Annotated in this window: 6 protein-coding genes; 5 read left to right on the top strand and 1 reads right to left on the bottom strand. The window is 64.4% G+C overall.

The window, feature by feature from the left end; all coding sequences use genetic code 11:
• The 5 genes from ACFFWD_RS24735 to ACFFWD_RS24715 form a co-directional block, all read left to right on the top strand.
• A partial coding sequence (locus ACFFWD_RS24735) for a beta strand repeat-containing protein (protein WP_376969474.1) occupies positions 1-5,335 on the top strand: 5,335 nt, incomplete at its 5' end.
• 355 nt (positions 5,336-5,690) lie between these two features.
• Positions 5,691-6,188, top strand: a complete 498-nt coding sequence (locus ACFFWD_RS24730) for a phage tail protein (protein ID WP_376969472.1) — start codon at positions 5,691-5,693, stop codon at positions 6,186-6,188.
• 12 nt (positions 6,189-6,200) lie between these two features.
• The gene (locus tag ACFFWD_RS24725; protein WP_376969470.1) at positions 6,201-6,719 is read left to right on the top strand and encodes a phage tail protein; all 519 of its coding nucleotides are present in this window, start codon (positions 6,201-6,203) and stop codon (positions 6,717-6,719) included.
• 8 nt (positions 6,720-6,727) lie between these two features.
• Positions 6,728-7,258: a phage tail protein gene (locus tag ACFFWD_RS24720; RefSeq protein WP_376969468.1), complete on the top strand. Its 531-nt coding sequence runs from the start codon at positions 6,728-6,730 to the stop codon at positions 7,256-7,258.
• Positions 7,259-7,265: 7 nt separating this feature from the next.
• On the top strand, positions 7,266-7,808 hold the full coding sequence (locus ACFFWD_RS24715) for a GNAT family N-acetyltransferase (protein ID WP_376969466.1): 543 nt from the start codon (positions 7,266-7,268) through the stop codon (positions 7,806-7,808).
• On the opposite strand, the gene ACFFWD_RS24710 is transcribed toward ACFFWD_RS24715, so the two are convergent.
• Complete coding sequence (locus tag ACFFWD_RS24710; RefSeq protein ID WP_376969464.1) at positions 7,801-8,103, bottom strand: DUF6916 family protein; 303 nt, start codon at positions 8,101-8,103, stop codon at positions 7,801-7,803. The genes ACFFWD_RS24715 and ACFFWD_RS24710 overlap by 8 nt on opposite strands.
• Positions 8,104-8,520: the final 417 nt, after the last annotated feature.

Genomic DNA, 8,520 nt, shown 5'->3' with positions numbered 1-8,520 from the left:
TTTCACCGTCAAGGCCAGCGACCCCTCCGGCGCCTTCAATACCGAAGCGGTCACGCTCAGCATCAACAACGTCGCACCGTCCACGCCGGTCGACAGCGACGCCACCGCCAACCGCGTCGCGGTTGGCGGGCCGAATGGCAGCTATACCGGCCTGACCGCGTCTTCGACCGACGTGAATGGACCGCCGGTGACCTATTCGATCGTGGCGGGGAGCGACACCTCCGACGGCGCCTTCGCGATCGATCCTGCCACCGGCAAGGTTACGGTCGTCGATACCAGCAAGATCCTCGCCGCCGCTCCGAGCTACGACGTCACGATCGATTCCAGCGACGGCACGCTGCACAGTCAGCAGACCTTCACCATTCAAGTCGTTGTGGATGCGGCTCCGGTCGTCACCGCGGGCCATACCCTCTCCTACACAGAGAAGCAGGCCGCGACCGCGATCGATCCGGCGCTGACGGTTGCCGATTCCGACAACGCTACGCTGGCGTCCGCGACGGTCAAGATCTCCAGCAACTATGTCAGCGGCCAGGACGTGCTCGGCTTCACCAATACGCCGAACATCACCGGATCGTTCAATGCTGCGACCGGGACGCTGACGCTGACGGGCACCGACACGGTCGCGAACTACCAGGCCGCGCTGGCTTCGGTGACCTATTTCAACACCAGCAGCAATCCGTCGGCGCTCGACCGGACCGTCACGATCACGGCCAATGACGGCGTACTCGACAGCGCGCCCGCCACCGACACGATTCATGTCACGCCGGTCGACGACGCGCCGGTGGTCACGGCCGGCCACGCGCTGAGCTACACCGAGAAGCAGGCCGCCACCGCGATCGATCCCGCGATCACCGTCTCCGACGTCGATAGCGCCAATCTCGCGTCGGCCACCGTGCAGATATCAGGCAATTATGTCAGCGGCCAGGACGTGCTCGGCTTTACCGCCCAGAACGGCATCACTGGATCGTTCAATAGCACGACCGGCACGCTGACGTTGAGCGGCTCGTCCAGCGTTGCGAACTACCAGGCTGCGCTGGCCTCGGTGACGTATGTCAACACCAGCAACAATCCGTCCGGACTCGACCGCACCGTCACCATCACAGCCAATGACGGCACGCTGAGCAGCACGGCCGTCACCGACACCATCCATGTCACGCCGGTCAACGACCCGCCGGTGACGTCCGCCGGCGGCACGCTGAACTATCTCGAGAACCAGGCCGCGACCGCGATCGATCCGACCGTCAACGTGTCCGACGTCGACAGCGCCAACCTGACCAGCGCGACGGTGGCCATCACCGGCAATTACGTCAACGGCCAGGATATCCTCGCCTTCACCAACCAGAACGGCATCACCGGATCGTTCAATGCCGCGACCGGTACGCTGACCCTGACCGGCTCGTCCAGCGTCGCCAACTACAAGGCCGCGCTGGACTCCGTCACCTATTTCAACTCGAGCGACAATCCGTCCGGGCTCGACCGCACCGTCAGCTTCACGGTCAACGACGGCTCGCTGAACAGCAACACCAGCACCTCGACGATCCACGTCACGCCGGTCAACGACGCACCGGTGGTGACCTTCGGCACGATCACGGGGTTCACCGAGCCGCCGAACGGCACGCCGGCCTCGAGCTCGACCCCGGTCACGATCGCGCCCAACCTCACCATCAGCGACGCCGAAGGCGACAATCTGACCAGCGCGACCTTCGTGCTGAACAATCTGAAGCCGTCGGATGCGCTCTCGATCTCCGGTCATGCCGGCACTAGCGGCGACATCGGCGGCATCCATTTCGATATTTCGAGCACTGCCTCGACCGAGACCATCACCTTCACCGGCACCGACACGCTCGCGCACTACAACTCCGTGCTCGATCTGATCCAGTTCAACAACACCAGCGAAAACCCCGATACGTCAGCGCGCTCCTACACTTTGACCGCCATCGACGACGGCGGCACCGCCAACGGCGGCAATAACACCGGCACGGCCAGCACGACCGGAACGGTCACCGCCGTCAACGATGCGCCCACCGCAACCGTGCCGACGGATAACTCGATCGGAACCGCATTCTCCCACACCAACCTCGCGATATCGGGTCTTTCGATCGCCGATGTCGATGGCGGCAGCGGCAACGAGACGGCAACGATCAGCTCGAGCAATGCGGCGCTGACCTTCACCACCGCGGGGCTTGCGAGCTTCACCAACAACGGCAGCCACACCGTGACGCTGACCGGCACCGTCGCGCAGATCAATACCGCGCTGGCGACGCTGGTCTATAATAGCGACGATGGCTTCACCGGCACGGACACGGTGACGCTGAGCGTCAACGATAACGGCAACACCGGCAGCGGCGGCGCGCAGAGCTCCGGCAACCACAGCTTCCATGTCGGCGTCGTGCCGCAGGTGTTCTACATCGACAACTCGGCCGTCAGCAGCAACAACCTCGGCACCCAGGCCGATCCCTACACCTCGATCGCCGCCTTCAACGCAGCGAACCCGGCCGGCACCGGCGACTATGTCGTGCTGCTGCACGGCACCGGCACCTACACCGAGGCCAACGGCATCAACCTCGCCAACGGCGTCAACCTGATCGGCGGCAGCCATAACCTGCAATTCACCAATCCGGTGACTGGCGCGACGGTCATCGCGAACACCGCCTCCGGCACCGATCCGGTCATCAAGGTCACCGGCTCCGACAACGGCGTCGACCTGCTCGGCACTTCGGGCCACACCATCTCCGGCATCAGCATCGACACCTCGGCCAGCTCCGGCATGGGCATCAGCGACGACGGCTTCAACGTCGGCACTGTCGCGATCTCTGACATCACGATCAAGACCGGAAGCGGCTCCGGCATGAGCTTCACTCATGGCGGAACGCTCACCGTCACCGGATTCGCCAACACCATCACCTCCTCGAGCGGTACCGCGCTGGACGTCGAGAGCACCAATATCGGCTCCGGCAACCTCACCTTCCTGAGCATCTCGTCCGGCTCGGCGAGCAACAGCGGCGCGACCGGCATCATCCTGTCCAACACCGGCGCGAGCGGCGGCCTCCATGTCACCGGCATCGGCAGCACGGCCGGCAGCGGCGGCACCATCCAGCACAAGACCGGCGCCGACGGCTCGACGTCGACCGGCAACGGGATCTATCTCAACAACACCGTGGGCGTTCAGCTCGCCAACATGCAGCTGAACGATTTCCAGAACTACGGCATCTCCGGCACCAACGTCACCAACTTCACCCTCACCAACACCACGGTGAACGGGACCAACGGCACGCTGCAAGGCGGCATCGGCGAAGGCGACGTCTACTTCACCGGCCTGTCCGGCACGGCAACGATCACCAACTCGACCTTCACGGGCGCGGCCTATGACGCCTTCCACGTCTTCAATGATGGCGGGCAGACGCTGAACCGGATCACCATCACCGGCTCGACCTTCGCGACCCAGAGCGGCGCCGGCAACGCGTCCAACGACGCGATCGCGTTCCAGGCGACCGGCGGCACGTTCAACGCCACGATCCAGAACTCGACCGTCACGTCGGCACGCGGCGACATGTTCCAGCTCAATTTGCTCGGCACCGTGTCGTCGGACCTGGTGCTCGGCGGCGCCACGGCCGGGCTCGGCAACAACTTTGTCAATACCAACCAGAACATCGTCTCCGGCGGCGGCGGCATCACCATCGGCGGCGGCGGCTTGTCCAACAACATCACGCTGACCTACGACATCGCGCACAATACGATCAAAGGCGCGGCCGGTGCCGCGCTCGCGGTCACCAAGGGCACCGGCACCAACGCCTCATTCACCGGCACGATCGACAGCAACACGATCGGCACACAGGGCGTGTTCGGTAGCGGCTCGACTCAGGGCGAGGGCATCGCGGTCTTTCAGGACGGCGCAGGCAGTTCGAGCACCACCATCACCAACAATCACGTCTCCGGCGTGGTGGCAGGCCGCGGCGGCATCGACCTGCTGCTGCACAATGGCGGGGCCGGCACGATGTCGGCGGTGGTCCAGAACAACACTGTCGACACGCTGGACCAGACAAACTCGTTCTCGGGCATCTATGTGCAGACCGGTTCGAACACGGTCGGCAGCGGCAGCCCCGACAACAACAAGATGAACCTCACGATCAGCGGCAACAACGTTAACCTGGGCGCCAACGCCCTGGGCGCGATGGTGGCCGGCATCGTGCTGGAGCAGGAGGGCACCTCCAAGGTCGGCCTGATCGGTACCCCCAATTATGGCGGCACCCCGTACGACTTCACCGCCGTGCAGAACTATGTCGCCAGCCACAATACGGGGACGTTCACCAACGGACAGGCGGTATTCGCGTTCGGCGATCCAGGCCAGCCTGCAGGCGCCGGCTATTTCGGCGGCGCGCAGTTCCTGCTCGCCTCGTCGGGCGGCGTCGCGGCTGCCTCGCCGACATCAGGCGAGATGCACTTGACCCAGTCGGAGCTCGATTCCGTTGTCGCCGCGGCGATCGCGCAGTGGGCCGCGGCCGGCGCCTCGGCGAGCCAGCTCGCGGCGATGCACGCCATCAAGTTCGGCGTCGCCAGCCTCGGCGGCAACGTGCTCGGCGAGGAATCGAACGGCCACATCACGATCGACGCCAGCGCCGCCGGGCACGGCTGGTTCGTCGATCCGACGCCCTCGGACAATTCCGAATTCACCCACGCCCTTTCCGCGACCGACCTGTTCGCGGACCCGACGTCGGCGGCGGCCGGACATCTCGACCTGCTGACCGCAGTGTCGCACGAGCTTGGCCACGTCGTCGGCCTGGCCGACGACACGGCGACGGCCCACGCCAGCGACCTGATGTACATCAACCTCGTCGACGGCGAGCGCCGGCTGCCAAGCGCCGGCGACGTGGCGAACGCGAATACCTCCGGCTTCTCCTTCCAGGCCGTCGGCAGCGGCGCACCGCCGCCCGCGGGCCCTGGTTCGATGCAGATCGTCAATACGGTGCCACCGACAGGCACGGGCAACACCGATCATTCGACAGCCAATGCGGTCGGCGGAACTTTCGTGTTCACGCACTTCGATCCGTCCGCTCAGCCGCCGGCGCCGACGAATGCGCCCACCATTCTGATCACGGGCGACAGCTTCAACTTCTCGGCGTTCACGCAAGCGCCGACACCGGTGATCGGCGACACAAGCCATGCGATGGATTTCGGCGCGGCAATGCAGGGGGCGTTGCCCGATCTGTTCAGCGGGCATACCGGCACTGGCGGCGCGACGCCCGCGTTTGACGCGGCCGTATGGACCGCGATGGGGGGCACGATGACCGACTATCTCGCCTCCCAGGGACCAAATCACCACGACCTCGTGGTTTGATCCGAGGTCATTCCAACAACGAGCTGCGCCTGCCGACCGGTTCGGCAGGCGTTGCTCGTTGACGTCGTCGCATTCGCGCCCGCTCCATCGGCATGGACAGCATCAGTCGCCGCCCCCGCCATGTCCCCGATGACCGATTTGTGACGCGGCCTCCACGATCAACGATCCCATGTCGTCCGCCCCGCAGATCTGCGACGCACCCGCGACCAGCAATCAATCGAAAGAAATTTCCAAAAAAGTCGCATAATCGTTGAGGTTGCACTTGTTGAGAAACACGCTATCGTGCAGCGGTTGCTGGACGTGGCGGCATTGCTTCATCTTTTGCAGATCAGAAGACGTATTTAGCGGAGGACCGATGGCTGACCCGTTCATTGCGGAAATCCGCTTGATGTCGTTCAACTTCCCACCGAAGGGCTGGGCTTTCTGCAACGGCCAGTTGCTGCCCATCAATCAGAATCAGGCACTGTTTTCGCTGCTCGGCACTACCTTCGGCGGCGATGGACGGCAAACTTTCGGCCTGCCCAATTTGCAGGGCCGCACGCCGATGCACATGGGCAACGGCCATACCCTCGGCGAGATCGGCGGCGAGCAGGGGCACACGCTATCGATCGGCGAAATGCCGCAGCACATCCACGTTGCAAACGCCACCAACACCAATGGTGCGCTCGCGCTGCCCGCGGGCAACGTGCTCGGCGCCTTCAACAACGCCTACGGCGCGATCACGGAACCGACCACGATCAACCCCGGCAGCATCAGCAATGTCGGCGGCGGACAGGCGCATCAGAACATGCAGCCTTTCCTGACCATCAATTTCAGCATTGCCCTGCAGGGCATCTTTCCTTCGCAGACCTGACGGAGACCTATCGTGGCACAGCCTTATGTGGGCGAGATCCGCATATTCGCCGGCAACTTCGCGCCGGCCGGTTGGCAGTTCTGCGACGGCACCCTTCTGCCGATTTCCGGGAACGAAACGCTGTTCAACCTGATCGGCACCACCTATGGCGGCGACGGACAGTCGACCTTTGCCGTCCCCGACATGCGCGGCCGCCTGCCGATCCACACCGGCACCAGTCTCGGAACCACGTTCCCGATCGGAATAAATGGCGGCGTCGAGAACGTCACGCTCACGATCCAGCAGCTTCCCTCGCACAGCCATGCGATGCTGGCCTCGACCAACACCGGCACGGGCTCGAATCCGCTGGGCAACGTGCTCGACCAGATGAGCGGCGCGATCCTGGTCTACAAGGACCAGACGCCCACGGTCGCGCTGAGCTCGGACGTCATCGGACCGGTTGGCGGCGGCCTGCCGCACGACAATTTCCAGCCCTACCTCTGCGTCAATTTCATCATTTCGCTGTTTGGCATCTTCCCGAGCCAGACCTAGGAGCAGTCATGGACCCGTTCGTGGCGGAGATTCGTATTTTCGGTTTCAACTTCGCGCCGAAGGGCTGGGCCTTCTGCGACGGGCAGCTCCTGCCGATTTCGCAGAATACCGCGCTGTTTTCGCTGCTCGGCACCACCTATGGCGGCGACGGCAAGAGCAATTTCGCGCTGCCGAACATGCAGGGCTGCGCGCCGATGGCGCCGGGTCAGGGTCCGGGCCTTTCGCTGCACGATCTCGGCGAAACCGGCGGCTCCGACACGGTGACGCTGCTGCAATCCCAAATGCCCTCGCACCCGCACTCCATGATGGCCGCCAACCTGCCCGGCGACCAGGGCGCGCCGACAACGACGCGCGCGATCGCCCGTTCAGTCAACGCGTCGGCCTATGTCGCCGGCAGTAATCCCACCCCGACGCTCGGGCCGATGAACAATGCCATGCTGCAGCCGACCGGCGGCAGCCAGCCGCATAACAATCTGATGCCCTATCTAACGCTGAACTTCTGCATCGCCATGCAGGGCGTCTTCCCGCCACGGGGCTGAGGTCGTTTTGATTCTCGACGCGTCCGCCACCACCACTGCTGCGCCCGCGGTCGGCTGGGCGCGCGCGGCCGAAGCCGGTTGTCGCTTTCGGCGCATCGTCGAGGCCGATCTGCCATTCCTCGGCCGACTCTACGCCTCGACGCGCGCCGAGGAACTCGCGCCGGTGCCGTGGAGCCAGGCCGACAAGGATGCCTTCCTCGACCAGCAATTCCGCGCCCAGCACGCGCACTACCAGCAGCATTATCCTGATGCCGACTGGCTGGTGATCGCACACTGCGACGAGGACATCGGCCGGCTTTATATAGAGCGCTGGCCGAGCCAGCATCGCATCATCGACATCGCGTTCCTTCCGGAGCATCGCGGCAGGGGGTTCGGCAGCGCGCTGCTCGCCGATCTCCTCGACGAGGCCGCGGCCGTCGGCAAGGACGTCTCGATCCATGTCGAGAAGCTCAATCCGGCGATGCGGCTCTACCGCCGGCTCGGCTTTGCGATCGAGGAGGACAAGGGCGTCTACGACCTGATGCGCTGGCGCGCGACCGCGCTCAGGTGAAGATCGCCTGATAACCATTGCCGTCCGCAAGCGGCCCGATCGGAACCAGGAAGATCTCCATCGTGCCAAGCCGTGGATGCGTCACGGGATAGATCGCCTGCGGCAGCCACGGCCCCTTCGGCGCCGCGAACAACAGCGAGAACGCCCCGCCCTGCCGGCCGCTGTTGCCGGCGGCATCGACCTTGGCGAGCCTCAACGGCACGACGCCGTTCGCGGTCTGCATATCGAACGCGGCGTCCTTGTGCGCCGTGAAGTCGTCGATATGCAGTGTCGCCAGATCCACGGAGGATGCCATGCTCATGTTTCCTGTTGCCGCCGACGTGTAACACGCCTCGCCAGGCGCGACAAAACGAACCGGCCGGGCAAATCGGGCGGCCGCCCCTGCCACTGATTTGCCCGACGGCGCAAGCCCTGCTGCGAAATATATTTCGGTTTATCCGAACCAAAAATCGGTGTATGCACTACCGTCTCACCCACTTGAGGGGCGCTTCGCGATCGTCACGAGTGCTGGGTCGAGATGCGGTGGACGCCGATTGCGCGACTGACGAGCGCGCGGGACGCGGACGGCGAAGTCGTGTGGTCCTGACGCCCCAGTGGCAGGTGTCTCCTCGCAAGACGCGAAGCGCGTCCTTGCGAAGACGGTGACAAGCAAGCCTGGTCTCGCCGGGGAGAGCACGAAGCAAGCCGTAAAACCATCGCGCAGGGAAAGCCA

Source organism: Bradyrhizobium erythrophlei (genome assembly GCF_042430365.1).
In the GTDB taxonomy this organism is placed as follows: Bacteria; Pseudomonadota; Alphaproteobacteria; order Rhizobiales; family Xanthobacteraceae; genus Bradyrhizobium; species Bradyrhizobium erythrophlei.
The sequence above is the reverse complement of the archived record's forward strand: the minus strand, read 5'-3'. Positions and strand labels throughout refer to the sequence as shown.